Origin of the sequence: Methanolobus sp. ZRKC5 (genome assembly GCF_038446525.1) — an archaeon.
Lineage (GTDB): Archaea > Halobacteriota > Methanosarcinia > Methanosarcinales > Methanosarcinaceae > Methanolobus.
In genome coordinates, this window is sequence record NZ_CP151792.1 from 2,248,743 (window position 1) to 2,275,208 (window position 26,466).

Annotated in this window: 17 protein-coding genes; 15 read left to right on the forward strand and 2 right to left on the reverse strand. The window is 40.2% G+C overall.

Annotated elements, in window-relative coordinates:
- Positions 1–101: 101 nt before the first annotated feature.
- A complete protein-coding gene (locus tag WN948_RS11035; RefSeq protein ID WP_342304261.1) occupies positions 102–2,390 on the reverse strand; it encodes a PocR ligand-binding domain-containing protein in 2,289 nt (762 codons plus the stop codon).
- A gap of 369 nt (positions 2,391–2,759) precedes the next feature.
- Between WN948_RS11035 and WN948_RS11040 the strand changes: the two genes are divergently transcribed.
- From WN948_RS11040 to WN948_RS11075, 8 genes are all read left to right on the forward strand, one after another.
- Positions 2,760–3,944, forward strand: a complete 1,185-nt coding sequence (locus WN948_RS11040) for a PQQ-dependent sugar dehydrogenase (protein ID WP_342304262.1) — start codon at positions 2,760–2,762, stop codon at positions 3,942–3,944.
- A gap of 100 nt (positions 3,945–4,044) precedes the next feature.
- Entirely contained in the window at positions 4,045–7,494 is a 3,450-nt protein-coding gene (locus tag WN948_RS11045; protein WP_342304263.1) for a PAS domain S-box protein, read from the forward strand.
- A 145-nt stretch (positions 7,495–7,639) separates the two neighbouring features.
- The gene (locus tag WN948_RS11050; RefSeq protein ID WP_342304264.1) at positions 7,640–8,695 is read left to right on the forward strand and encodes a GTP-binding protein; all 1,056 of its coding nucleotides are present in this window, start codon (positions 7,640–7,642) and stop codon (positions 8,693–8,695) included.
- 92 nt (positions 8,696–8,787) lie between these two features.
- Positions 8,788–9,336, forward strand: coding sequence for a DUF2148 domain-containing protein (locus tag WN948_RS11055; RefSeq protein ID WP_342304265.1), 549 nt, complete (start codon positions 8,788–8,790; stop codon positions 9,334–9,336).
- A 210-nt stretch (positions 9,337–9,546) separates the two neighbouring features.
- A complete protein-coding gene (arsB, locus tag WN948_RS11060; protein WP_342304266.1) occupies positions 9,547–10,728 on the forward strand; it encodes an ACR3 family arsenite efflux transporter in 1,182 nt (393 codons plus the stop codon).
- 241 nt (positions 10,729–10,969) lie between these two features.
- A complete protein-coding gene (locus WN948_RS11065; RefSeq protein WP_342304267.1) occupies positions 10,970–11,428 on the forward strand; it encodes a hypothetical protein in 459 nt (152 codons plus the stop codon).
- Between the two features lie 575 nt (positions 11,429–12,003).
- On the forward strand, positions 12,004–15,270 hold the full coding sequence (locus WN948_RS11070; protein ID WP_342304268.1) for a NosD domain-containing protein: 3,267 nt from the start codon (positions 12,004–12,006) through the stop codon (positions 15,268–15,270).
- A 196-nt stretch (positions 15,271–15,466) separates the two neighbouring features.
- Positions 15,467–15,592 (forward strand): hypothetical protein, encoded by a 126-nt coding sequence (locus tag WN948_RS11075; RefSeq protein WP_342304269.1) that lies wholly within the window; start codon positions 15,467–15,469, stop codon positions 15,590–15,592.
- Between the two features lie 134 nt (positions 15,593–15,726).
- Here WN948_RS11075 and WN948_RS11080 read toward each other — a convergent pair whose 3' ends face one another.
- Positions 15,727–16,770, reverse strand: coding sequence for a Fic family protein (locus tag WN948_RS11080; protein WP_342304270.1), 1,044 nt, complete (start codon positions 16,768–16,770; stop codon positions 15,727–15,729).
- Between the two features lie 254 nt (positions 16,771–17,024).
- Here WN948_RS11080 and argC point away from each other — a divergent pair, with 254 nt between their 5' ends.
- From argC to WN948_RS11115, 7 genes are all read left to right on the forward strand, one after another.
- On the forward strand, positions 17,025–18,038 hold the full coding sequence (argC, locus tag WN948_RS11085) for an N-acetyl-gamma-glutamyl-phosphate reductase (protein ID WP_342304271.1): 1,014 nt from the start codon (positions 17,025–17,027) through the stop codon (positions 18,036–18,038).
- 41 nt (positions 18,039–18,079) lie between these two features.
- Positions 18,080–18,547: a CBS domain-containing protein gene (locus tag WN948_RS11090; RefSeq protein WP_342304272.1), complete on the forward strand. Its 468-nt coding sequence runs from the start codon at positions 18,080–18,082 to the stop codon at positions 18,545–18,547.
- Positions 18,548–18,558: 11 nt separating this feature from the next.
- Complete coding sequence (gene argJ / locus WN948_RS11095) at positions 18,559–19,743, forward strand: bifunctional ornithine acetyltransferase/N-acetylglutamate synthase (protein ID WP_342304273.1); 1,185 nt, start codon at positions 18,559–18,561, stop codon at positions 19,741–19,743.
- Positions 19,744–19,927: 184 nt separating this feature from the next.
- Positions 19,928–22,579, forward strand: coding sequence for a PAS domain-containing sensor histidine kinase (locus WN948_RS11100; protein WP_342304274.1), 2,652 nt, complete (start codon positions 19,928–19,930; stop codon positions 22,577–22,579).
- Positions 22,580–22,738: 159 nt separating this feature from the next.
- Positions 22,739–24,226, forward strand: coding sequence for an ADP-specific phosphofructokinase (pfkC, locus tag WN948_RS11105; protein ID WP_342304275.1), 1,488 nt, complete (start codon positions 22,739–22,741; stop codon positions 24,224–24,226).
- A gap of 3 nt (positions 24,227–24,229) precedes the next feature.
- On the forward strand, positions 24,230–25,600 hold the full coding sequence (locus WN948_RS11110) for an ADP-dependent glucokinase/phosphofructokinase (RefSeq protein ID WP_342304276.1): 1,371 nt from the start codon (positions 24,230–24,232) through the stop codon (positions 25,598–25,600).
- Complete coding sequence (locus tag WN948_RS11115; protein ID WP_342304277.1) at positions 25,584–26,438, forward strand: DNA glycosylase; 855 nt, start codon at positions 25,584–25,586, stop codon at positions 26,436–26,438. Before WN948_RS11110 ends, WN948_RS11115 begins: the two co-directional genes overlap by 17 nt.
- The last annotated feature ends 28 nt before the right edge of the window (positions 26,439–26,466 follow it).

The window sequence follows — 26,466 nt, forward strand, 5'->3', positions numbered from 1 at the left end:
CCTTTAATTAAGAGAAATGTATATTGTCAGTCTGGTTAATAATAGTGTTGTAAGCAGGGTGAAAATAATCTAAATTATTGAAGTTGATTGAGAATCGATCATTAATTTTCTTTTGGATTGATCGGTATCTCAAATGTGAAATTGCTTCCCTTGCCTGGTTCACTGTCGACCCATATGCTGCCACTGTGAAGCTTCACCAATTTTTCAGTCAGTGCCAAACCTATTCCTGTACCGTCATATTTCCGGGCGATTGAACCATCTATCTGGACAAAGGGTTTGAATATGTTCTCTATATTATCTTTTTCAATTCCAATTCCTGTATCAGTTACAGAGATCTGAAGCATTTGGTCATGTTTTCTCGTCTCAATAGTTATCGAACCTCCCTCATTTGTGAACTTAACAGCATTGTCCAGAAGATTATGTATTATCTGCGTCAGTTTGTCTTCATCAGCGTATAATGTCTCGAATGCTCCTTCTTGTTTTAAATAAATGTTAATATTCTTTTTTGAGGACTTTTGGTACAGCAACATCATGATTTCGTTAATTAGTATGTTCAATGATATTTTTTTAAGATCAATTGCATCCATATCTTCAATTTCATATTTCGAAAAATCCAGTATTTTATTTATCAGTCCCAGAAGATTTTGTCCGCTGTTGTGGATATATCCAACATAGTTTTTTTGTGCATCACTTAATCCTTCAGAATCCTGTTCCAGCAAAATATCTGAAAATCCGATTACTGATGTAAGAGGTGTCCTGAGTTCATGGGATACATTTTTCATGAATTCGCTCTTGATACGGTTCGTATCATCTGAAACGACCTTTGAATACAGTAAAGCCTCTTCTGCTTTTTTACGTTCGGTTATATCCAGTGCAGTGAAAGTAACACTTTTTGACAGGTCAGAAGTATCTATTGGTGTTGAAGATAACAGTATGTCTATTATGGAACCATCTTTCCTCTTCCATTTTGTTTCCACGGTACCGGTGCCGTTTTCACTTATAAATCGGTATTTCACCTTCCCTACATACTCATACTCTTCCTGAGTTGGGTAGAATATTCGGGAACTGGTCCCAATAAGCTCTTTAGCACTATATCCTGACATTTTACATACAAGTGTATTAACGTCTGTGATTATGCGGTCAGTTACGACACCTATGCCTATGGGTGCTGCTTTGAAGATACTTTTAATTCTGTTCTCGCTTTCCTGTAACTTCCTATTTGTCTGTAACTGTGACAGTGCCAGTGCGATATTGTCTGCCAGACGTTCAAAAAAAGCTATTTTTTCTGCAGTGAATAATCCTTTCCTGGAATCATTGAGCTGTATAAGCCCAAGATTTTGTCCATGTGTCCTAAGAGGGATCAAAGCAACGGACTCATAACCTTCGCCATTGCAACGGTTACGTGTACGTATCATTCTATCTGATTCGTTCGTACTTTTTAGTAGTTCGGTGGTCGAATTTGTCCAGAAACTGCCTTTGTCGGTAAAGAATGGCATCATCGGGTTAAAACGTCCGTTAATAATATTTCCGCACATGCACTCAAGAACAGGATTGCCAAGTTCATCCCGGATTATCTGTCCGTTAATATCTTTTGTACAAAGTGAATTTTCAGAATTCACAAAACTTTCAGAGAAGCCCATTGTTTGGTAATATGGGTAATCCTCGCCTTCTCTTATCCTGATTCCAACAGCTTCGCAGCCGGACCACTTATTTAGCAATTCGGTCACAGAGTGAATAAGTTCAGACAAATCATTATGTGTGCTAAAAAGATTAAGTAATTGAATGGTTATTTCTCTCTCGTCAAGGGTTCTGGCAAGTTCAATATTGCTATAACTTACTATTGATATCAGATGTGTCAATTTAGAATAGAATGACATCACTGTATTGACTGTTTCTTTATTCCAGCGAGGTACTTTCTCAAGTGCAACGATGTATTCTTCTTCATTGAAACCATATTTCTGTGCTTGAAGCCTGAATGTGTCATATGGTATTTCTTCGTCGTCAAAGAAGAATTGTCCCAGAAAAAGGTTGCCTAGATGAACTCCTTCAATTATGATGGGAGTTGCAATGTCCCACATATTATTCTTACAATGGTAATATTTGAATGTTCCAGAGGCCACTCCTTTAGATAGTTCCGTGTCGCTTTCTATGCAATGTTTGCAGGTTTGAGGATTAACTCTATGGAACTTAGTACAAATTTCCTGCCATCCGGTGGTGACCAATACATTTCCATTAAGATCAATGATGCCAACACCAATATTGGTCAATCGATAAAAATCATCCATTAATGATTGGATTTCTGCAGAATCAATGACATCTGCAAGTTCAAGTGTCTCGATATCGCCCGGTTTTTCATTTGATCTTTTTTGGAAGGCGGGTGTTTTTTTCATAAAATCACTTAAGATTCACCTTTAATTCTCAGACTTTGTCTAAGTGAAGATTTACTTTTGCAGTCGGACATTAAATGCTTTGAAAGTTGGGTGATATCTATACCTAGCTAAAATAATTTAACCACTTTTATCTTTCTTTTTGTTCTTTTATGTGATTTATATATGATGGCGTAAAATAATATTTGATCATTATGTAAAACGAAAGTTGAAGCAATTTTTGTTCGGGTAATATAGCTACATGCAATCATATAGAATGGTTAAAATGAGAATTATATTTATTCAGAGCCGTTATTGATATTTTCAATTGCTTCGTTGCAAATCCCCAAATCCTTTTATCCTTCCAGCTCCAACAATTAACAGGGGTTGCTTATGTCACGATTGTTATCAGGTTTGAGAGTGTGGTGGATAGCTGTTCTTTTCGTAGTGATGATTTTCCTTGTGATATTTTCGGCTAACTATCTCGGTGTGCGACCTACCGTGACAGGTTCAGGAGTTGAAGGCATAACCCTGCCACCTGGTTTTGTCATTGATGTATATGCCGATGACCTGGGTAGCACCCTGCTATCATTCGGAGGACCGTCTCCTGGTCCCCGTATGATGATGATCAAGGATGGTCTGCTTTTCGTATCCATACCAAACAAGGGCCTTATAGCTGTACTTCCAGATCGAAATGGTGACAATGTTGCTGATGAGGTTGATGTGTTCATATCAGACCTTGATCATCCTCATGGAATAGACTACTATGACGGCTGGTTCTACATAGCGCAGGAGAGCAGGGTCATCAGGGTAAGGGATGATGACGGTGACCTTGTTGCTGATGAAGATAGTCTGGAAATTATAATTGATGCTCTTCCCACGGGCGGTCATTATACAAGGACCGTGAAAATCCATGAAGGTGAACTCTACCTGAGTGTAGGTTCTTCATGCAATGTCTGCTATGAGTCCAACAAAATGAGGGCTGCCATATCAAAGAGTGAGCTTGATGGAAATAATCTCTCGGTATTTGCAAAGGGACTTCGCAATTCAGTGGGAATGGCATTTCATCCGCTAACCGGGGAATTATATGCCACTGAGAACGGAAGAGACTGGCTAGGGGATGACCTTCCTCCTGATGAGATAAATCTCATAAAAGAAGGCGGGGATTATGGCTGGCCAAGCTGTTATGGTACGAATATTTACGACACTGACTTTAACGATAGTGAATACATTGGCAATCCCTGTAATGAAACTGGGAAAATGCCCAGTTTTGTGAACCTGCAGGCACACTCAGCACCATTGGGACTTACATTCTACCATGGTGACAGTTTCCCGGAAGAGTATCATGGCGACCTTTTTGTTTGTTTCCACGGTTCGTGGAACCGACAGGAACCGACCGGGTACAAGCTGGTCAGTATTGACATGGACACCCGAGAGCTCACAGATTTTGCAACAGGATGGCTTGGAGCTGCAACCATCAGTGGCAGGCTGGTTGATGTGATAGTAGCTGATGATGGATCGTTATTTGTCAGCGATGATAACGCAGGAAAGATATACCGGATATATTATGCAGGTTAACCACGTTTAACCATTTTTCAGGTTATTAGAGGTAATTAATTAAATATAAGAATTGAATACTCTTATTTATCGTAATTTTGAAATCATTCATCACTAATAGTTGTCATACAGGGGTTATATTATCAGCATCCATACTATCAATTCGGACATTGATTTCATAGAGGACATAACTCAGGGGAGTTATTTTTCCCTGCTGTATGAGAACACTGAAGAGTTTGTGGATATAGTGGCATCTTTCTTAGATGCAGGTTTCAGGAACAATGAATGTTGCCTGTGGGGAGTTTCAGGTCAGCTTGACGCTGACAACGCAAAGGATTTGCTAAAAGGTGCTGGAATTGACGTAGACAAGTATCTTGAAAACGGCCAGTTGATGCTAACTTCCTGCAACGAGTGCTACATTGCCGGTGAAGGTGCAGTTTCTGAAAGGGATATCAAAAAATGGGAAGAACTCTACAATATTGCAATAGATGAAGGTTATGATGGCCTGAGGGTAGTTGATAAGTTCACCATTGTCGGCGAGGATGCATGGGAAAGGTTCGTTGAATACGAAAAAAAGGCAATGGGCCTTATAAAAACGAAAGGTATCGTCGGCTTGTTCGCATTTTTACTTGAAGCCCGTACAAGGTCTGAGATAATCGAGATAATCGGTATGCATGATGGTAGCATCATAAAACAGAAAGGCAGATGGACCTTGCTTCAAAGCTCCTCATCTTGCAAGGTCGTACAGAAAGAAGCAATTTTCCCCGATGATATATTAGAGAATGTCTGGACAGGTGTCTGGGCCATTGACAAGCATGACAATATAGTTTACTGGAATATGGGAATGGAGTCCCTGTCAGGTCTGCTCAAGAAAGATGTTATTGGCACAAGAATAATCTCCCTCATGCCCCGGAAACTTGAGGCTGATGAACTCAGGTTCATTGATATTTTCCATATGACAAAGAAGAGCCTACGCTCTCGAACTTACGATATATTTCCTTTCGTAAAACCCGATGGCCAGTACATCTATCATAGCGGTGTTTTGTTCCCGTTGAGGGATAAACATGGTGACTATGCAGGGATGCTCGGTACAATTGGTAATACCACAGAGCAGACTATAGACCAGAATAATTTAAAGAGCAAGTTCATGTCTGCTGAAAGACAAGGGGATATCTACAAGAAGAGTCCGGTAGTTGCTTTTCTTTGGGCTGCAAAAGAGAATTGGCCTATAGAGTTTGTTTCAGAGAACATTGCACAGTTTGGGTATATTCCTGAAGAATTGACTTCCGGCAACTTTGTATATACGGATATGGTCCATCCTGATGATCTTGATTCTGTACGCAATGATGTTGCACAACTTGAGATATCAGGAAAGATGTATTTTTCTAAGGAATATCGCCTGCTCACAAAATCCGGTAATCTACGATGGGTTACAGAGAGATCGTTCCTTATCAGGGATGAAGACGGTGAGCCTGCCTATTATCAGGGAATTGTCATAGACATCACCGACCGTAAAAATGCAGAAGAAGCGATAATCGAAGCCGAGAAGAAATATCGTATGATCTTTGAGAATAGTCCTCTGGGAATATTCAATTTTGATAAAAACGGTGTTATCAGTCATTGCAACAGGAAATTCCTGGAAATAATGGGTCTTGGGAGGAGAGAGAATATCATAGGTTTTGATCTGGTTGAGTCCATTGTAGATCCAAAGATGAAAAAGGCTGTGGATGATGTTCTCTCAAGAAAGGTCGGACACTTCGAAGGTGAATATCACACAGTTTCAACTGATGTAACTATTTACATTAAGGCTGATTACAGTCCAAACATCGCAGAAGATGGTACTTTTCTTGGTGGTATTGGAGTATTTGAGGATATATCTGAACGTAAAAAGGCAGAAGATGCTGTTCTTGAGGCTGAGAAGAAATATCGTCTTATATTTGAAAATTCTCCTCTTGGAATATTCCATTTCAATGCTGAAGGAATCTTAACTCACTGCAATGAGAAATACCTGCAGATAATAGGTCTACAAAGTAAGGAAGAGATCATCGGTTTTAACATGGTCAAACAGATCAGTGACAAGATGATGAAAAAAGCCATAAATGATGCTCTCTCCAGGAAAAATGGTCATTTTGAGGGGAAATATCGTACAGTAATTAGTGGTAAGGATGTTTACCTCAAGGCTGATTACAGTCCTAATGTTGCAGATGATGGTACTTTCCTTGGAGGCATCGGTATCTTTGGAGATATCTCTGTACGTAAAAAGGCAGAGGAGGCATTACGTCTCGACGAATCCAGACTTGAAGCCCTTTTGAAAATTAACCAGCTGAATGATACTTCTCTTAAGGAAATAGCTGATTTTGTGCAGGAAGAAGCTGTCCGGCTTACCCAGAGTAAGATTGGTTATCTTGCTTTCCTGAATGAAGAAGGCACTATTCTTATCGTGTATTCCTGGTCAAAGAATATAATGAAGGAATGCAAGGTCAAGGGAAAGAAGCTTGAGTATCCTCTTGAAAGCACAGGCTTGTGGGGAGAATCGATCAGGCAGAAAAAAGCTATCATTATCAATGATTTTGAAGCTCCCACCCCGCTGAAGCATGGTTATCCTGAAGGTCATATCATTTTAAAACGCTATATGAACATCCCCATATTCGATGGCAAGAAAATCGTAGGTGCTGCAGGTGTTGGAAATAAGGAAGAAGAATATAACAAGTCCGATCTCAGGCAATTGACATTGTTCATGGAAGGTATGTGGAGGCTCATACAACGTAAAAGAGCTGAGGATACTCTTCGGGAAAATGCCGATGAGATATCTAAGGTCAATGCTGAACTTTCAAAAGCAAACGCTGAACTTTCAGATGCTAATGAAGAACTGACGTCTCTTGACAGAATGAAGGATGATTTCCTCTCCAATGTAAGTCATGAGTTCAAAACGCCACTTACTTCGATCCAAGGATACAGCCAGTTGATAGCAGATCAGACACTTGGTTCTGTGAACGAGCAACAGAAAAAAGCGGTTGATACTGTTATAAGGAACTCCGAGCGTCTGCGCAGGCTCGTGGATTCCCTGTTGTATCTTAGCAGGGCACAGTCCGGCAAGCTGAGTTATTCGTTTGAGAACGTAAATATAATGGATGTTATCGATAATTCGATACAGGATCTTGCACTTCAGGCTGAGGGTAAAAAGATCAAACTTATAAAGGATATTCCTGACAACCTGCCGGTCATAACTGCTGACCACGATAAGATGATGGATGTTTTTGTCAATTTGGTAGACAATGCTATTAAATTCACGCCACAGGACGGCAAGATCACTATCTCTGCACACGCATCAGCTGATTCTCTGTATTTGGAGGTGGAGGATACAGGGATTGGTATTCCCGAAGACAAGATCCCTAATCTTTTCGAACGCTTCTATCAGGTTGATTCCTCTGTAAGGAGAAGATATGGTGGTACGGGACTTGGTCTGTATATCTGTAAGAAGATCATTGAGGATCACAGCGGCGATATACACGTTACAAGTGAGGATGGAAAAGGGACAATTATCCATATTCGCCTTCCATTGCAGCAATAAGTCCTCATTCTAATTTCCTGTCAATGGATATTTATTTTGTAAAAGCTTTCAGTATTAAAATTAGGTATTATCTAATTACAGTATATTCTACTAACGAGTGTGTTCTATGCTCGTTATTCTCTTATGTGCTAATGATGGTGAAAAAATGAAAGTGATAATCATAGGTGGTTTTCTTGGAAGCGGAAAAACAACTACTCTGCGAAATCTTGCTAAACATTTGATCGGTAAAGGGCACAAAATAGCTATAATTGTCAATGAGGTCGGTGACGTTGGGGTAGACGGTGAAACGATATCAAGCAGTGGTCTTGTTACAAAAGAGCTGACCAGTGGTTGCATTTGCTGTTCCCTTAAGATCAGTATGGAGCTCACCCTGCAGAACCTCATTGAGGATTATGAGCCGGATGTCGTCATTATCGAACCGACGGGAATCGCTTTCCCTCTTCAGATAAAGGAGCATATCGAACTTATGGACCTGGGTGAGGTCTCATTTGCTCCGGTGGTTTCTATTGTTGATGCCAGCAGGTTTGGTGTTGAATGGAAGCAGATACCAAGGTTCATTGAGAGCCAGATCAAGGAATCTGAGATAGTTTGTATCAATAAGATAGACCTTGTGGACAGTGAAGGTATTGCAACTGCAACTCAGATGGTCCTTGGAATAAACCCTGATGCAATTGTTGTTGAATTCTCAGCAAAGAACGCAGATGAGAAATTCGAGAGATTCATGGACCTGCTGACAGGTGAAAGTGAGATACATCAAGATCGTGAGGATATGAACTCCATTGAGGCTTCAGGTGTTGGAGCTTATGCAGGTGAATATTCGATCACTTCAGAAGCTATGCACAGTGATAAGGTCACAACAATGCTGGTACATCTTTTAATGGATATCAAGGATAAAGTAAAACAAATCAATCCTGAGTTCATAGGGCATGTGAAGATAAGTTTCAAGTTCAAGGAAGGTCTTGTCAAGGGCAGCCTGACATCTTCTGAAGGTGAGCCGGTAGTTGAGATACTTGATGAGAAGGGTGATGGTGGTGAAGAGCATCTGAAGTTCCTCAGTGCTGTGACAAAGGTCCCGAAGGAAGAACTTGTGAAAATTGTGGATGAATGCATACAGTCAAATCTGAAAAAGGAAGGTCTTTCTTTTGAAAAGATCAGTTTCGAGGTCCATGATAAACCGAATTTGATAACTCTGGACATTTAATTGGCATATTTTCGTGGCAGGAATATTTATTCCTGCCCTTTGCACTATTTTCATCTCAATGAATAAATATCATTGAAACATTTTCTTTTCTTATGAAACAAAATCCTGAACTCGAGGTAATTGAATCGCTTGCAAAAACAATCCTTGTAGCTGCAAGGACCGCACCCAAGGGCAAAGGTGTCGATGATATTGTGACCTTCCTGCTGGATGATGCTGATAGAATGCAACTGGCTGACAAAATGGAAGAGCTCAGTGACATAAAGGATATGAAGTTCCTGATACGTGATGCCAAGAATATCAGGGATGCTGATTCATTACTCCTTATTGGTCTGAAGTCGTCTGGTGTTAGCTCACTTAACTGTGGTGCATGTGGATTTAAGACATGCAAAGAAATGCTTGAGCAGAAAAAAGTCAAGGTAGAGTTCACAGGTCCGCATTGTATGATCAAATACATGGACCTCGGTATTGCTGTGGGGTCTGCGGTGTCAAAGGCAAAAGACCTGTGTATCGATAACAGAGTGCTGTACTCGGCAGGTGCTGCTGCATGTTACTTTGATATGATCGATGCGGATGTTGCAATGGCGATTCCTTTGAGTGTAAAGGGGAAAAATATCTTCTTTGACAGACCATCTACAAGGTGAATGTCTGATTGATCATTTCCAGATAAGGTGGAAACATCCTTTCTTTTTTATCAGTTTACCGTTAGAACAATCCTTATAAATTCTAAGCTCGTTATTTTGAATGTATTTGAAAAACATTTCTGAATAGGGAATGTTTTGGGGTCAAAATACTAAACGTGCCTGTTTCATATTCATGGCATCATAAAAAGAACATCTGTGGGGATCAGTTCTATGGCTACAAAAGCATGCATAACTAAAGAGCCGCAAGGCCTTGCTTTCTTTGAAAAGTACCTTCCTGTGTGGGTAATTCTCTGTATCATCGGGGGAATTCTGCTTGGGAGGTTTGCACCGGGCATTGCACTCTATCTTGATAGTTTGTCAATATATGTGGATGAAGCACCAGTGGTTTCGATCCCAATTGCAATTTGCCTGTTCTTCATGATGTATCCTATCATGGTGAAGATCGATTTCGGTGAGGTGCTCAAGGCCGGACAGAATCTAAAGCCTGTAGGGCTTACACTTTTCATTAACTGGGCTATCAAGCCGTTTACAATGTATCTCATATCCCTTTTCTTTTTGGGTACACTGTTCCTCGGCTTCATTGGTCCGGAAGCAACAGACCTTGTGAAGATGCCTTTTGGACTTGATCTTCCTGTAGGTGCGAGTTATGGTGAAGGAACTGTTGTTTTGCAGGATGGTATCAAGATGTTGGAGGTGCCATTGTGGAGAAGTTATCTTGCAGGTTGTATCCTTCTGGGAATAGCACCGTGTACTGCAATGGTTCTTGTATGGGGATATTTGGCTCGTGGAAATGACTGCCACACACTTGTGATGGTTGCTATAAATTCCCTTGCTATGCTTTTTCTTTATGGTCCTCTCGGAGGTTTCCTGCTTGGAGTTGGAAGGCTTCCTGTACCCTGGCAGGCGTTGGCTCTGTCCATAGGGATATACGTAGCACTTCCACTGGCGGCGGGGTATGTTTCCAGAAAACTGATAATCCGCATGAAGGGTAAGGAATGGTTCGATACGAGTTTTGTCCATCTGCTGACACCGGTCACTATTACTGCTCTTCTTGTTACGCTGATACTGCTCTTCAGTTTCAAGGGAGAAACAATACTGTCACAGCCATTGACAATCCTGTGGATTGCAGTGCCGCTTTTTATTCAGACAGTGTTCATTTTCACGCTTGGATATATTCTTGCGAAGCTTTTGAAACTGAGTTATCAGGATGCGGCTCCTTCTGCAATGATCGGCGCATCGAACCATTTTGAGGTGGCTATTGCCACATCTACGATACTGTTTGGGCTGTCATCAGGCGCTGCTCTTGCAACTGTTGTGGGTGTTCTTATTGAAGTGCCTGTTATGCTCATGCTTGTGAAAGTTTGCATTCGGACAAGAGGATGGTTCAGCTGACCATCCTTTTTGAGTTTGTTTCTGGCTTTGTTTATATGATCTGACACTATTTGGGGAATCATTCACTAATTTTGATTTCTGCTTTAGAATAAGAATTCCAAAACGGCGTTATGAATTAAATATTATGTAATCTTGTTTATTTTTCTACAGATGCGAAAAAGCATAACTATAATTAACACCATATATATGATTAAAGAGTTCTTTGTAATAAAAACAAGAATTCCAAATGGAGAGTGAGTGGATGAAAAAAATACTAATCATATTGATGTTGTTGCTGGCGATGATGATGCCAGTAGCAAGTGCCGACATAGTTGATGACCTCAACAATAAGGTCGACGAATATAATGTGAATGCCGAATACCTGCCTTCTTACCTTAAATCCCTTCTGGGAAATGAGGTTATCGAACTGGCAATAGTCACTGACGACGGTGATGAAATATTTATAAAAGCAATCACCGAAGACGGTTACATCACTACCTTTGAAGAGGTTGATGAAGACGAAGAGTTTGATGCAACAATGATCGTAGGTGCAAATGAAGCTACAATAAGAAGCATTCTCAAATCGTCAGATCCATTGGCTGAGTTCATTGCCGCAAAGGACAATGGGGAGATAGTTATCGAGCCTGTAGGCCTTGTAAATACTGTCAAATACACCGTTGCAAATGTGGTGCTGAAAGTATCACAGTTCTTTGGTTTTTAATGATAAAAGTCATTATAAGCAATATCAAGTAATTGTATAGGGGGTGGTTTAGTTTACCATCCGCTTGTTTTTATTTTTAGAATAATTTAGAGTATTCTTGAAAAACAGAATTTGCATATAAAGAGAACAGACATTTTTAAAACGCTGTTTGTAGCACTTCTTTTAATGAAGGCTTAAATAGCATACTATATTTATATGCAATATAAATATATATGTACTTGCCTTCTGATTATCGCTACTATAACTAGTGCTAAAAATGGATTCAAAAAAATTACTCATTATCAGATATTCGATCGCATGTACCGGAATTGTTCTGATTATGGGAGTTGTAGTTGTAAGGAAAAAGAAGGAGGATGGAGGGCTTTAAGCCTTCTTCTTTATTTTTGTGAAATTACTATTTTATTTTGTAAATTGCTACTCTTATTTTAGAAAAGCTATTTTCTTCTCTGAATCAAGCTGTTGTATTACTGTTTTTATTATTATGATAACTTATGGGAAGTGTGTGGGGCACATTAAATATTAAAACAAGTATTATAGTGTTAATATAATCCAAGTTGATATTAATGGTGTTTGGAATGAATCAAAAAAAGTTACACATATTCAGATATTCAATAGTGCTGTTGATCTTATTATCATGCATGGGAATCGTATCTGCTACAGAAATAACGGATGAAGAGCAGCAACACATACTAGCAACACATCAGCTACCTATTGAAATTACATCTGCTGCAACAAGACTGATCGAAGAGCAGGAGCTCAGGCTAGCCTCACATGATCTGCCAGCCGAAATTACATCTGCTGCAATAACAACAACCAGTGGGCAGGAATACGAACTGACAACAGAGCCACTGGGCATGATCATGCCTGCAACAATAACAGTTGGAGAGAGCGGAAAAAATTATACTACAATTAGTGCAGCTGTTTTAAATGCAAATTCAGGTGACACTATTCTTGTAAGTGATGGAACTTACACCGAGAATGTAATAGTTAATAAAACCGTCACTATCATCTCTGAAAATGGGTCAGCAAGCACAGTGGTCCGGTCATCAGGTAACAGTGTTTTCAATATCAGTTCTGACAATGTCATTATTAGTGGATTCAATATAACCGGTGCAACGTCCACCGATAATTCTGGTATATATGTTTCATCTGTTTCCGGTTGTAACATTTCAGATAACCAATTGAATGGCAATTATTACGGTGTCTATACTAATAATTCAAGTTATCTCAATGTAAAAAACAACAATTTTGTTAATGGAGGTGCCCTATTTGAGCACACTGAAAATTCAACAATCGAAAACGTCACGGTATCAGAAAGTGAATTTGGCGTGATCCTGTCATTATCAAGTTTCAATACTATAGATGGCATCAATGTTAGCTCTGGACTCTGCAGTATTTACCTTTCTTCTTCAAGTAACAACACTGTTATCAACAATACTGCCAGTGACAACATGTTTGGAATTTTTGTTTATTCTTCAGGCAACAATGCTTTTACCAACAATATCGCCAATAACAATGGGATAGGCATTATTTTCGATTCTTCAAATAACAGTACAATAATCAACAATACTGCTAGCGACAACAATGGGTACGGTATTGTTCTTTCTTCTTCAAATAACAGTGTTTTGACCAACAATACTGCCAGCAATAACGTCGGGAGCGGTATTGTCCTTGCTTCTTCAAATAGCAATACCATGGTCAATAACACAATGGCATCAAACACTCATAATTTTGGAGTTCAAGGAGATACTCTGGAAGAATTCATACACAACATCGATTCAACCAATCTGGTCGATAGCAAACCACTTTATTACTGGGTCAATCGTTCAGATGCAGAGATACCTGCGGATGCGGGACTTGTGTGTGTGATAAATTCTACAAATATTACAGTTAAAGATCTTGAATTAACAAAAGGAGAAGATGGGGTTTTATTTGCCTATACTAATCATTCTACGATACAGAATGTCAATGCGTCAAGAAATTATTATGGGGTAGATTTGATCAATTCCAACTATATCAATCTTGAAAATATTACCGCCGTTAACAACATTGAAGACGGTTTTTATCTTTACCATTCAAGCAACAATATTTTGAGCAACAATACTGCCAGTTCCAACTCTGATTCCGGTATTTATCTTTCTCATTCAAGCAACACTACCATGATAAATAACACCATGTCATCAAATTCTGGCAATTTTGGAGCTTATGGGTCTAGTCTGCAACAGTTTATTCATAACATTGACATAAGCAACCTGGTTGATAACAAACCACTTTATTACTGGGTCAATCGTTCAGATGCAGAGATACCTGCAGATGCAGGACTTGTCTATGCAATAAATTCTACAAACATTACAGCAAAAGACCTTGAATTGACAAAAGGAGTGTATGGGGTTTTATTTGCCTATACTAATAATTCTACTATACAGAATGTCAATTCCTCTGGTAATTATCGTGGAGTGCGCTTGATTAATTCCAATTATGCCATTCTTGACAATATTACCACCCGTAACAACACCGTGGACGGCATTTATTTTACCGGTTCAGATAATAATATTTTGACTAACAACACTGTCAGTTCAAACGCTGATGATGGTATTGACCTTTATGTTTCAAGCAACAATACTTTTATTAACAATATTGTCAGTGCAAATGCTGATAATGGCATTCATCTTTCTACATCAAGCAACAATGCTTTGATCAATAATACTGTCATTTCAAATTCTGATATTGGTATTGTTATTTATAGATCAGGAAATACTACTTTGACAGAAAATTATGCAATAAATAACTCCGATTATGATTTAATTGTCGATTCGTGTTCTGATAACATAATAGATAATCTTGTGTTAACAAATAATTCCGCAGAGTTATCCTTTGTAAGTGATAGTGACGTTAAACTCAAAGGGGTTGAAACTGTTGCAACAGCTCTTTCTGGAAAAACCAGTATGAATCGCTATGTAACGATTGTCAATTCAAGTGTATCAACCATGAATTTCACATTCTTCTATGATGATTCAGGACTGAGTAGCAGCCTTGAGGATTCTGTGGCATTGTACAGGTTAAATAATAGTGAATGGCTCGCAGTTTCCGGAACTTCACTTAATACCACTGATAATTATGTTTCTGTAAGTCTATCTGAATTTGGTACATTTGGTTTGTTTAAAGAAACTATAAGCACCAGTTCAACCAGCTCAGGTTCCAGTGGCAGTTCAGTTGCTTCAAGAGTAAGATCACAGGGTACAGAAACCCAGTTGTCTGCAAATGATGGTGGGGAAATATCTGCTGACACCACTGCAAAATCATCAGACACAAAAACAACGTTGACCTTTTACAAAGGAACGGCAGCTACAGATCCTTTAGGCAATCCGGTAAGCAAGATCATAGTCACCAAACCTGCATCCTTACCTGTGGATACTCCTGCGGAGGTCGTTGAATCAGGTCTTTACTATGACTTCGGACCATCAGGAACAACCTTCAACAAGGAAGTTCTCATTGCCATCGATTTTAATCCGGAAGATTTTGAAGACAAAGCTCCAACGATCTACACTTACACATCCGAAGGTGGATGGGAAGCCCTGAAAACAACTATTGACTGGGAAAGCGGCAAAGCAACAGCAATGATAAGTCACTTCTCAATGTATGCATTGTTCGGAACCGATACAGAAGAAGTAAAGGAAACTGCGGTGGAAACACCGGAAGTGATTACTGAAGCATCTGATGTTGTGGAAGAAGTAACACCAGCAGATAACGATGATAATTCCGGTTATCTCTATTGGATCACAGGTGTTGGAATTGTTCTGATGCTTGGAATAGTTGTTATAAGGAAGCAAAAGGGTGATTGAGGGCTTTAAGTCCTCTATTTATCCTTTATATTTATGGGCTTATCCCAAAGTTAAATAGTATGTACAAAAAAGAAAAATAGTTCTTAATTAAGCTTAAAATTAAGGATTATATTTCCAGTCACTTTTTTTTATCCATTGTCTTCTGCTTGGTGCAAATGAAACTACAATAAGAAACATTCTCAGATAATCAGACCCATTGGCTGAGTTCATTGCCGCAAAGGACAATGGTGAGATTGTAATTGAGTCTGTAGGTCTTGTAAATACTGTTAGATATACCGTTGCAAATGTAGTTCTGAAAGTATCACAGTTTTTTGGTTTTTGATGGTTTGAGCTGATTGTATTCTTAAGAAAAAGGATGGTTTATTCGACCATCCTTTTGGAATTATTGGTTGAATACTTTATAAGTAGATGGCTGTCAGTTTCTATTTATTGAGTTTCTCATATAGGGTATATATTTTAATCAAATTTAAAATCTGACAGTCTCATTTGCCCATCTCTTTTTGGCGGAATGACAACCTTCTTTAAATTATTAATTAGGATATCGTATCTTTGTATGAGTACTAAATTTGTAAATAATTTAACCATAGGTTCCCAATCTTCTTTGTTACCATATTTTAGCGAAACTATGTATGATTCTCTATCGTTGCCTAAAAACAAAAGCTTTGGATAGCCTTCTCTTGATAGCATATAGTTAAATATTTCGCGACCAACTCTTCCATTGCCATCCGCAAATGGATGAATCATTTCAAATTTATAATGGAATAATACTGCTTGCTCAAAAGGATACTTGTTTTTTTCTATTCCTTCGTAATATTCCTTTATAATGTCGTTCAATTCTTCTTCGATCATAATTGATGGAGCAACTCTTAAGTCACACCCCATTATGCCAATATCATCGGTTCTCCTAAAAGTACCTGCTGATTCTACATCTATATTAGCCATCACAAGACTATGTAAGCTTTTAATGAAATCTAAATTAACTTTATTTTTATATTTGTCTCTGCAACTTCTCACTTTTTTAAAATTTTGAATTTCATTAATTTCTCTTAGTGTCTTGTCTTTTGGTACAATACCATCTATTAAGAGGTCACGAGCTTCTTGTATTGAAAATGTATTTCCTTCTATGGAAGTTGTTCCTTGAACATAATGTATTTCAAAATTCTCTTCATAAGCTCCAATTTCATTAGTAGTGAGTAATTCAGTAAATGTTTTATACAAAAACCGAAGACGTTCTATTTCTTTAACCTTATCTAAAGGCAAATAGGCAGAATCATAAATGCTGCTGCTAAATTCTGCTTTTTTTTCAGCGACTTTAAATTCAAGATTAAATGCATGTTCATCTGAATATCTTATAATATCAATTTCTGAAGGTGGAGTTGTTCCAAGATACTGTCTTACTTTACCTTTTTTTCCTTTAAACCATACATCTTTCACTAAAAAATACTGTGGGTTTTTTCCCTTTGGATAATTGAGTTCTACTCGATATCTCCTTTTTGCCATAATTCATAATGGGTGATGGGGATTATTAATCTTTCCATAAAACACCCATCATCCTACAAATAGTTATTAAGTTAATTGTTTTTGTATATTTTTCGTATTTAATACAATCAAGATTAATGATGTCTATTTTTTCATTCACAACAATCTTCTTTTCTTTTTTCCTCTTTCCTTATCTCCCCTCCCAAAGCGTAACCGTTATAGCACTACAATCACTTCTCCATCTTATATTTGATAATAATTTTACAGTGAGAATCATGATAAGTGCAGGAATAATCGGTGCATCGGGATACACTGGTGGGGAGCTTATGCGCTTGCTCCTGAACCATCCCGAGGTTAATATTACGGTAGCTACTTCAAGGAAGCTTGCAGGAACGGATGTTAGTGAAACACACCCGCATCTGAGGGGATTTCTGGACCTTGAGTTCCAGAATCTCAGTCCTGAAGAAGTAAGGTCGAAGTGCGATGTGGTATTTGTGGCTGTGCCACATGGTACTGCAATGAACATAGTGCCTAAGCTAATTGACGGGAAGACAAAGGTCATAGATCTGAGTGCGGATTACAGGCTCAAGACAGATGTCTTCGAATCCGTCTATAATCTTGAGCATAAGAGTCCCATGGAAGCTGTGTTCGGTCTGCCGGAGCTCCATCCAGAGGTTGCTGAACAGACATTCATCGCAAATCCGGGATGTTTCCCCACAGGTGCGATACTGGGTGCTGCTCCGCTGGCAAAGGCTGGACTTATCAGCTCAGTGATATTTGACTCAAAGTCAGGCGTCACCGGTGCTGGAGTTGAGCCTTCACAGACATCACACTATCCGAACATGGCTGAGAATGTGCAGGCGTACAAATTGACCACACACAGGCATGTTTCTGAATTCGTGCAGGAACTCAACCGTCTGGATAATTCCCTGACAAACATCAGTTTCACACCTCATGTAGTTCCTTCATGCAGGGGAATCCTCACCACAGCCCACATATTCACAAAGGAACAACTCACGCTGGATGATGTTAGGTCATTGTACGAGGATATGTATGCAGACAAGCCATTTGTGCGTGTAATCAAGGGCATTCCTACTCTTGGTGCTGTTCGTGGCTCCAATTTCTGTGACATCGGATTTGAGGTTGATGAAAATAACAACCGTGTAGTTGTCGTCTCTGCCATTGACAACCTTGTAAAAGGTGCATCAGGGCAGGCAATTCAGAACATGAACCTCATGTGCGGTTTTAACGAGACCGCCGGGCTCTGGAACGCTGCAATCTTCCCGTAAGGTGCAAATCCTGAAATATTATAGTAAAGTAAGGTATAATCATGAAAGTAAAAGATGTAATGAACCCGAACGTTGTTACCTGTGCTCCAGATGATGCGATAAGAGATGTGGCGCAACTCCTGAAACAGGAAAACATCAGTGGTCTGCCGGTAGCGGATGAGGGCAAGGTAGTAGGTATCGTTTCAGAAGGCGATATCCTGAAATTGCTGCAAGTCCCGGAACATGGCGGGCTCTGGTTGCCAAGTCCTTTTGAGGTTATCGAGGTTCCTATCCGCGAGCTGCTCAATTGGGAAGAAACCAAGAACATGCTCGATGATGTAGGTTCAAAGCCAATCAAAGAGATCATGACAAAACACGTTTACACAGTCAGTCCGGAAGATTCGATACAGGAAGCCTCTACTATAATTACTAAACACAAGATTAACCGTCTTCCAGTTGTGGATGAGGATGAACAGCTTGTGGGTATCATTACACGTGGCGACATCATTGACGGTCTTGGACAATTGTAAGAAGGAATATTATGAAATTCATTGAAGGCGGTATCTGTGCGGTAAAGGGCGTGCGTGCCGGTGGTATCAAGCCCGGAAAAATGGGAATGGCAATTATTCAGGCAGAAGGAAACGCTGCCGGAGTCTACACTAGGAACAAGGTCATTGCAGCTCCGCTGGTGGTTACAAGGGAGAACCTCTCAAAAACCGGAAAGCTCTCTGCGGTAATAGCAAACAGTGGCAATGCAAATGCTTTCACAGGTGTGCAGGGTCTTGCTGATGCCAGGATCATGGCATCTTCACTTGCCTCCAAACTTGGGGTTGACGAGGAACTGGTAGCTGTGGCTTCCACAGGTGTTGTGGGACACAAACTTGACACCGGCTGGATAACGACTCATCTTGATGAGGCCCTTGATTCTATGGGTGAGGACGCAGATGCCAGTATGAGTGCAGCACGTGCTATCATGACAACTGACACTGTCCCAAAGGAGCTCGCCATTGAGATGGATTCCGGCATCCGCATTGCAGGAATTGCCAAGGGCTCAGGTATGATAGAACCTAATATGGGTACCATGCTTGCTTTTGTCTATACCGATGCAGAGATTCCTTCAGAGATCTTACATTCATGCCTTACAAGTTCCGTAGATAAAAGTTTCAATATGGTGGTTGTGGATGGTGACACAAGCACCAACGATATGGTACTTGTAACAGCCACAGGCCAGTCCGGTATCAGTCCGCAAACGTCTGATTTCCAGGCAGGTCTTGATCTTGTACTGACCGAGCTTGCAAAAATAATAGCAATCGACGGAGAAGGTGCCACTAAACTCATAGAGTCCAAGGTCACCGGTGCAGCCTCTGAAAAGGATGCTCGTCTTGTGGCCAAGGCAATAGTCCGCTCCCCTCTGGTCAAGTCTGCCATCTTCGGTCAGGACCCCAATTGGGGACGTGTCATAGTAGCAGCTGGTTATTCCGGTGCAGATATGGACCAGACGAAGATCTCCCTTTCATTCTCAGCCGGAACCGAGGTCGTTGAACTGGTAAAAAACGGCAAAGTGGTCAAAAATGAGGAGGAAGCCCTGTCCCAGCTAAAGTCCATCATGGACCAGGACGAGATATTCATCATAACTGACCTCGGTCTGGGTCACGAGAGTGCGACAGCATGGGGTTGTGACCTGACGTATGATTATGTCAGGATTAATGCTGAGTACACGACTTGATATTTCTGTTAATAGTGGAGGGGCTGAACCTTTCTGTACTTCTTTTTTTAGTTTCTTGCATTATTAAATAATTTTGGCATACCTTTATTGTTTTTGATAATTCCCACTACTCTGTATTCGGTTGCAACAAATTATAAGTAACCCTTATTATATAATCAATTTCATAAAAGTGGGTGTGCCAGATATGTCTTTGAAAATAAACGATTCCTCGGTTTCTAAGTTTGAAGTGGATTCAATGGATATCCATGGAGATGGAATTGTCATACTATCACCCGATGGGATCATTTCTTATTCGAATTCAAGTTGGCATGAATTTGTCTGGAGCAATGGTACACATCCTGTTAAAAATGTTGAAGGAATCGATTATTTAAAAAAGTGTGATGAAACAACTGGTGAAAAAGCAGAAGAAGCTGCAGAAGCAGCAAAAGGGATAAGAGATGTCATTAATGGGGATAAGAACATATTCAAGCTTGGATATTCCTGCCAGGTTTCTGGTGAAAAACACTTTTTTTTAATGAAAGTCCAACCACTCTCACAAAATCATCCTACAAATGTTCTTTTACAACATATTGATATCAATGGGCAGAAAAAAACAGATGCAGATTTACTTGGATTAGAAAAACGTTTTCATACAGTCCTAAATAACATACAGCTTGTCAAGTTAACATTGGCTTCAAATGGGGATATTATTTCTTTTAATGACTACTTACTCGATCTGACAGGATGGAAAAAAGAAGAAGTTCTTAACAAAAATTGGTTTGAAATTTTCCTGCCGGCAGAAACAACTGCTGACATAAAAACCGCCTTCCTTAAGACAATTGAAAATAATGATGTGCCCACATATCATGAAAATGAGATTATCACAAAAGATGGGGACAGGAGATTAATTGCCTGGACAAATACTGTTTTTAAAGACCAACATGGTAGAATTTTCGGTATTACCAGTGTTGGGGAAGATATAACCGACCATAGGTTTGCAGAAAAGTCGCTGTTGGATAGCAAAGGGCAATTACGCACATTAGTGGATACGATTCCAGACGTAGTTTGGCTGAAAGATGCTAATGGTACTTACCTCATATGCAATGCCAAGTTTGAGCGATTCTTTGGTGCAAAAGAGGCAGAAATTATTGGGAAGACTGATTATGATTTCGTAGACAGTGATCTGGCAGATTTTTTCACCCAAAAAGACAGGGAAGCAATGGAAGCTGGAAAACCTGTTATGAATGAAGAGAAGATCACGTACTCCGATGATGGACATGAAGAATATCTCGAAACCATCAAAAGTCCAATGTATGATTCTAATGGACAGTTGATAGGAGTACTGGGTGTTGGCAGGGATATTACCCCGCGCAAACAAGCAGAAGAGGAACTGAAGGCGAGAGAATTAAAGCTTCGTACTGCACAGAAGATCGGACATTTTGGAAGCTGGGAGTTCGACTTAAACTCCGGCAAAGTGGATGCTTCGGAGGAAATACTTAGAATATACGGCATGGAAGATAAACAGTGTACGATCGAAGATATGCAAAAAGTACTGCTACCTGAATATGTTCCTATTCTGGATGCGGCACTAAGTGATTTAATGACTAGCAAGGTGCCTTATGAAGTCCAATTCAGGATAATGAGGCAAAATGATGGTGAGACCCGTGATATACGTTCGGTGGCTGAATATTTCCCCGAGCGAAATGCAGTTATCGGAATGATTCAGGATATCACTGAACAAAAAAGGATTGATAAACAAATTGCCGAAGAGGCTATCTGGAGACGTATATTCATAGAAAAATCCCGGGATGGGATAGTTGCCCTTGATAAAAATGGTAAAGTTTACGAGATGAACCAAAAATATGCGGATATGCTTGGCTATTCTCTGGAAGAAGGCCTTGAGTTGCATGTTTGGGATTGGGACACCCAATGGACACGTGAAGAATTGGTTGAAATGATCAGGCATGTTGGTGAACCCGGGAATCATTTTGAGATGAGCCAACGCCGCAAAGACGGCTCTTTTATTGATGTGGAGGTCAATTCGAACGGGGTCATGTTTGGGGAGCAGAAATTATCTTTATGCGTGTGCAGGGATATTACAGAAAGGAAGCAGGCTGAAGAGGTATTACTGCGTGCTAAAATAGATTCAGAAGCTGCTAACAAGGCAAAATCAGAATTCCTTGCTAACATGAGTCACGAACTACGCACCCCTCTTAATTCCATTTACGGTTTTTCACAAGTGCTAAATGATAAAATAGTGGGTGAGCTGAACGAAAAACAATCAGTGTATCTTTCGAATATTCTGGACAGCAGTGAACATTTGCTCGAATTGATCAATGATATTCTCGATCTATCAAAAGTTGAAGCCGGGAAGATGAAACTTGAATATGGAACTTTCAGAGTTAGTGATCTAATAGATGAAACTTTGATATCGATGCAACCTGCTGCAAAGAAGAAACTCATCGATATAAGGTCCGAAATTCAGACTGATGATGTCGAAATATATGCCGACAAAAGCAAGATTAAAGATATTATGTATAACCTTTTTTCCAACGCAATTAAATTCACACCTGAAAAGGGAGACATATACGTTAATACAATTTCCATCAATGGCACACTGCAGGTCTCTGTCTCAGATAATGGTATTGGTATTTCAAAAGACGACCAACAAGAGATATTCAAACCCTTCAAACAAGCAGACTCTTTTCTAACCCGTAAATTTGAAGGGACGGGTCTTGGTCTTGCAATTGTTAAAAAATATGTGGAAATGCACGGTGGAAACGTTCTGGTAGAGAGCAGTCTGGGGAAAGGCAGCACTTTTACATTTGAAATTCCATTGTATCAGAAAGAGAATTGATGGTTAATTTTTTTGGGTTGAATATATGCTGCTCATTTAAGGAACTTTCAGGATATGAGAGAATGCTGGGTATATTAATTGGGCGCATTAACATCTCTTCCTTCTATCAATCACATATAAATACTCTCTAAACATAATTTGTATTCATTGGGTGAAATAATGGACATTGCCGATTGGGAAAAACGGTATTCAGAAGCAGTCTCTAATGTAAAAGGGCAGCTTGAAAATGTGCAGGGTGTATTCGTGGCTTATAATAGTAATGTTGATGCCATGAAACATATCAGCGAAACGGACATAAAAAAGCTCATTGGGATAGTGGGATGCGAAAAGATACATGAAAGGATGGTGGAATATCCCAGAGAGATAAAAGACCCTGTAGATTTTATGGCCCGCCTCATCATAGCCATGCGGGACGGCAAGGCGGCTGAAGTTCCTACTTATACAACTGATATTCATGAATGGTTAATGGATAACCTTGTTTTTGATTCTGCACGCATGGGCGGGCAGGCTGGTATCATATCCAATCTTCTGGTAACTCTTGGCGTGAAGAACGTCATCACCTATGTACCATGGCTTGCAAGGGAGCAGGCAGAGTATTTTGTGGATTCTCCTAATCTGTGGCATCCTGTTATGGAAGACGGGAAACTAGTTCTGAAACATCCAAAGGAAGCATATGACCCGGAGCAAAAGCCCAAGATCAACTGGATACTTGAATTCTCCAATGGTATGAAGTTCAGTTGTGCAGGCGAAAAATACGAAGTTCCAAGGGACAACCGGTTGATAATATCATCCCGGCCTAAATGGATAAGAATAGACATGAGTCCTGAGATGTACGAGCAGCTCTCTGATATCAGGGAAGACATAGACGGTGCAATTCTTGCCGGATACCAGATGATTAAGGAAGAATACGAAGACGGTACAACCTATCTTGATTATGTGCAGAGGGCTGTCAGTGTAATAGAGCGTCTGAAAGGCTGCAATCCTCAGATGCGTATACATGTGGAATTTACATCCATACAGAACAAGGTCATCCGCAAAGCCCTGCTTACCGATATCGTGAAAAAGCATGTAACTTCACTTGGTCTTGATACCGTGGAAGTTGCAAACGCTCTCAACGTGCTTGGATACGAGGAACTGGCATATTCTGTGATAAATAAAGGCGAGAACAGCATTGTTTCTCTCTACGAAGGCGCTGTCAGGCTTCTCAAGGAACTTGAGTTGCAGAGGGTGCATATTCATTCACTGGGCTATTATATCTGTGTGGTATCAAAGGACCATCCACTGGATGCAGATTCTCACAGGCAGGCACTGCTTTTTGCTTCAACGGTGGCAGCAACACAGGCAACTCTTGGCGCCATTAAATGTATTGATGATATTTCCGTAGGTCTGGAAGTACCTGTCTATACTGACGGACATGATGACCTTATAGAACTTGAAAAATATCTTGTGAGAAGGGGCATCTGTACAGCTGAGGATTTCGAGGATGGTTGTATAAGCAGTAGTAGTCATGGTCTTATTATAGTTCCATCCAAAGTTGTAAAGGACCCTGTTGCAACGGTGGGGATAGGTGACGCCATATCAGCAGGTGCTTTTATTGCTTTGCTTGCAAAAATGCCGAAGGTCAATATATGCCAGATAAAGGAGTAACCGATGAATATTCTCTGTGCCTACAATGCAAATATAGATTCCATCAATCACATTGATGGCCAGGAACTTTCCCGAATGCTCGAAGAGAGCACAGAATTTCAGGACAAGTTTCAGGAGAAATTAGTAAATCCTCCAGGTTCCATATCATCAAAATCAGACTTCTTTGCAGGCCTGCTTTTATGCATGCGTGATGGTACAGGCGCTGAATGGCTCATTCATGACAAAGAAGTTTTTGAATGGCTCAAAAAGACATTTCTCAATGATTCTTTAATGAGAATGGGTGGCAATATGGGTATAATGGCCAACGTTCTCTCAGAGCTCGGCGCTTCAAAGGTGGTGCCGAATGTTGCCAGTCTTTCAAAACTGCAGGCATCCTTTTTTTCTCAAAAGGCTATCTTCCATCCGTATGATGGAAAGCTGTACAACAGTAAGGAAATAGGGGCTATTCTACCAGCCAATAATAACAGGCCTGAGCTCATTCACTTTGTATTCGACTTCAAAAAAGGAGACACTGTTAATTTTTCAGGTGACATCATTTCAGTTCCAAGGGAAAACAGGTTCATAGCAACCTACGATCTTTTAAACTTCCAGCTTCACCTTAATGAACATTTCCGGGATTATTCCATGAAAAATACCGCAGAGATGGATGGAGCTATTATTTCCGGTTTCCACATGTTGCAGGAAGATGAAGAAGGTTCTGAAAAGAACGATTATAAGCTAAAACTGGATACATCCCTAAAGCAACTCCAGAGTTGGAAAGAAGCCAGAAAAGACCTGTATATTCATGTAGAATTCGGTCATTTTTCTTCCGGGAAAATAGCATCCTATGCATTTTCTATTCTGTCTCCTATAGTTGACCGCATAGGGATGAATGAAGATGAACTTGCCATGCTTGCCAGTATCAATGGAATGGACCCAAAACCGATACTCGCAATGGATTCGGTGGCAATTGCAGAATCGGCAATAAAACTTTGCAGTGATTTCGGGCTGTGTAGAATGCTTGTTCACACAAGGGAATTCGCACTTTCAGTATCATGCAGGACAGATGATGATCCAGAAAAAACAATTAATGCAATGGATTTTGGAGCCGGATGTGCTGCTGCTTTTGCATGTTCCGGGAAGCTTACTGACAGGGGAGAGCTGCTCACGATAGCATCCAATATACCGAAAAGTGAGTTTGGAAAAGCAGCATCTTCCAAACTTGCAAAACACATAGAAGAAGAGTGGAAGTGCAGCAACACATGCGGGATACACATGTCTTATCTGGTGACCATAGTTCCGACCCGTATTTGTGATGAGCCTGTGTCAACCGTGGGACTTGGGGACACTATCTCAGCCGCCATTTTTTTAAGGGAGCTTGAACTCAATTCCTGATATGTATACTCTTTTCTCTGAGAACTTTAACCTGAACTACACCCTTGATTGTGGTCAGGTATTCCGGTGGGACTTTATCGATGGCTGGTGGACCGGGGTTGTAAATGGTCATGTTGCACGCTTGCAGCAGGACAGCAAAAGCGGTGAGGTCCTGGTAGATTCAAAGGTAACAAAAAGTTATTTTGAGAATTATTTTCGTTTTGATGATGACCTTGATACCATCCTTCAAGAGGTCAATAAGGATAAATTTATGGATGAGGCTATAAGAAAGTACATGGGACTTCGTCTTATCAGGCAGGAACCCTGGGAATGCCTCATATCCTACATGCTCGCAACCGCCTGGAGTATTCCTAACATCAAAAGGGGTATTTCCATGATGTGCAGTAATTACGGGGAAGAAATTGAGGAAGGCTATTACAGTTTTCCAAAACCTCACTCACTTGTTCATGCATGCGATGATGACCTTCGTAGCTGCAAGCTTGGTTTCAGGTCAGGCCGTCTGATCAAGGCTGCAAAACATGTGGAGGATGGAAATCTGGTTCTGGGGGATATTTTTGAGGTGGATTACAACGAAGCAAAACAGAGGTTGATGTTTTTAGAAGGCATAGGGGAGAAAGTGGCCGACTGCATTCTCCTTTTTGCATTTGATAAGATGGAGGCTTTTCCGGTGGATACTCATGTTGAAAAGGTTGTGAAGACGGTCTATGGTGATCATGAATTCTTCGGTGGAAATGCTACGAAAAGTAAAATTGGTAACTGGGGACGCATGTATTTCGGACAATACTGCGGCTATGCACAGCAGTATTTCTTCTATCAGAAAAGGCTTGAAGGGCTCTGAGCGTAAAAAGAAAAAGCTGTAAATATAA

Bases quoted from the DNA above. Each gene is read 5' to 3' on its own strand.
- WN948_RS11035 (WP_342304261.1), bottom strand. From the start codon at position 2,390: ATGAAAAAAACACCCGCCTTCCAAAAAAGATCAAATGAAAAACCGGGC.
- WN948_RS11040 (WP_342304262.1), top strand. From the start codon at position 2,760: ATGTCACGATTGTTATCAGGTTTGAGAGTGTGGTGGATAGCTGTTCTT.
- WN948_RS11050 (WP_342304264.1), top strand. From the start codon at position 7,640: ATGAAAGTGATAATCATAGGTGGTTTTCTTGGAAGCGGAAAAACAACT.
- WN948_RS11055 (WP_342304265.1), top strand. From the start codon at position 8,788: ATGAAACAAAATCCTGAACTCGAGGTAATTGAATCGCTTGCAAAAACA.
- arsB (WP_342304266.1), top strand. From the start codon at position 9,547: ATGGCTACAAAAGCATGCATAACTAAAGAGCCGCAAGGCCTTGCTTTC.
- WN948_RS11065 (WP_342304267.1), top strand. From the start codon at position 10,970: ATGAAAAAAATACTAATCATATTGATGTTGTTGCTGGCGATGATGATG.
- WN948_RS11070 (WP_342304268.1), top strand. From the start codon at position 12,004: ATGAATCAAAAAAAGTTACACATATTCAGATATTCAATAGTGCTGTTG.
- WN948_RS11080 (WP_342304270.1), bottom strand. From the start codon at position 16,770: ATGGCAAAAAGGAGATATCGAGTAGAACTCAATTATCCAAAGGGAAAA.
- argC (WP_342304271.1), top strand. From the start codon at position 17,025: ATGATAAGTGCAGGAATAATCGGTGCATCGGGATACACTGGTGGGGAG.
- WN948_RS11090 (WP_342304272.1), top strand. From the start codon at position 18,080: ATGAAAGTAAAAGATGTAATGAACCCGAACGTTGTTACCTGTGCTCCA.
- argJ (WP_342304273.1), top strand. From the start codon at position 18,559: ATGAAATTCATTGAAGGCGGTATCTGTGCGGTAAAGGGCGTGCGTGCC.
- WN948_RS11100 (WP_342304274.1), top strand. From the start codon at position 19,928: ATGTCTTTGAAAATAAACGATTCCTCGGTTTCTAAGTTTGAAGTGGAT.
- pfkC (WP_342304275.1), top strand. From the start codon at position 22,739: ATGGACATTGCCGATTGGGAAAAACGGTATTCAGAAGCAGTCTCTAAT.
- WN948_RS11110 (WP_342304276.1), top strand. From the start codon at position 24,230: ATGAATATTCTCTGTGCCTACAATGCAAATATAGATTCCATCAATCAC.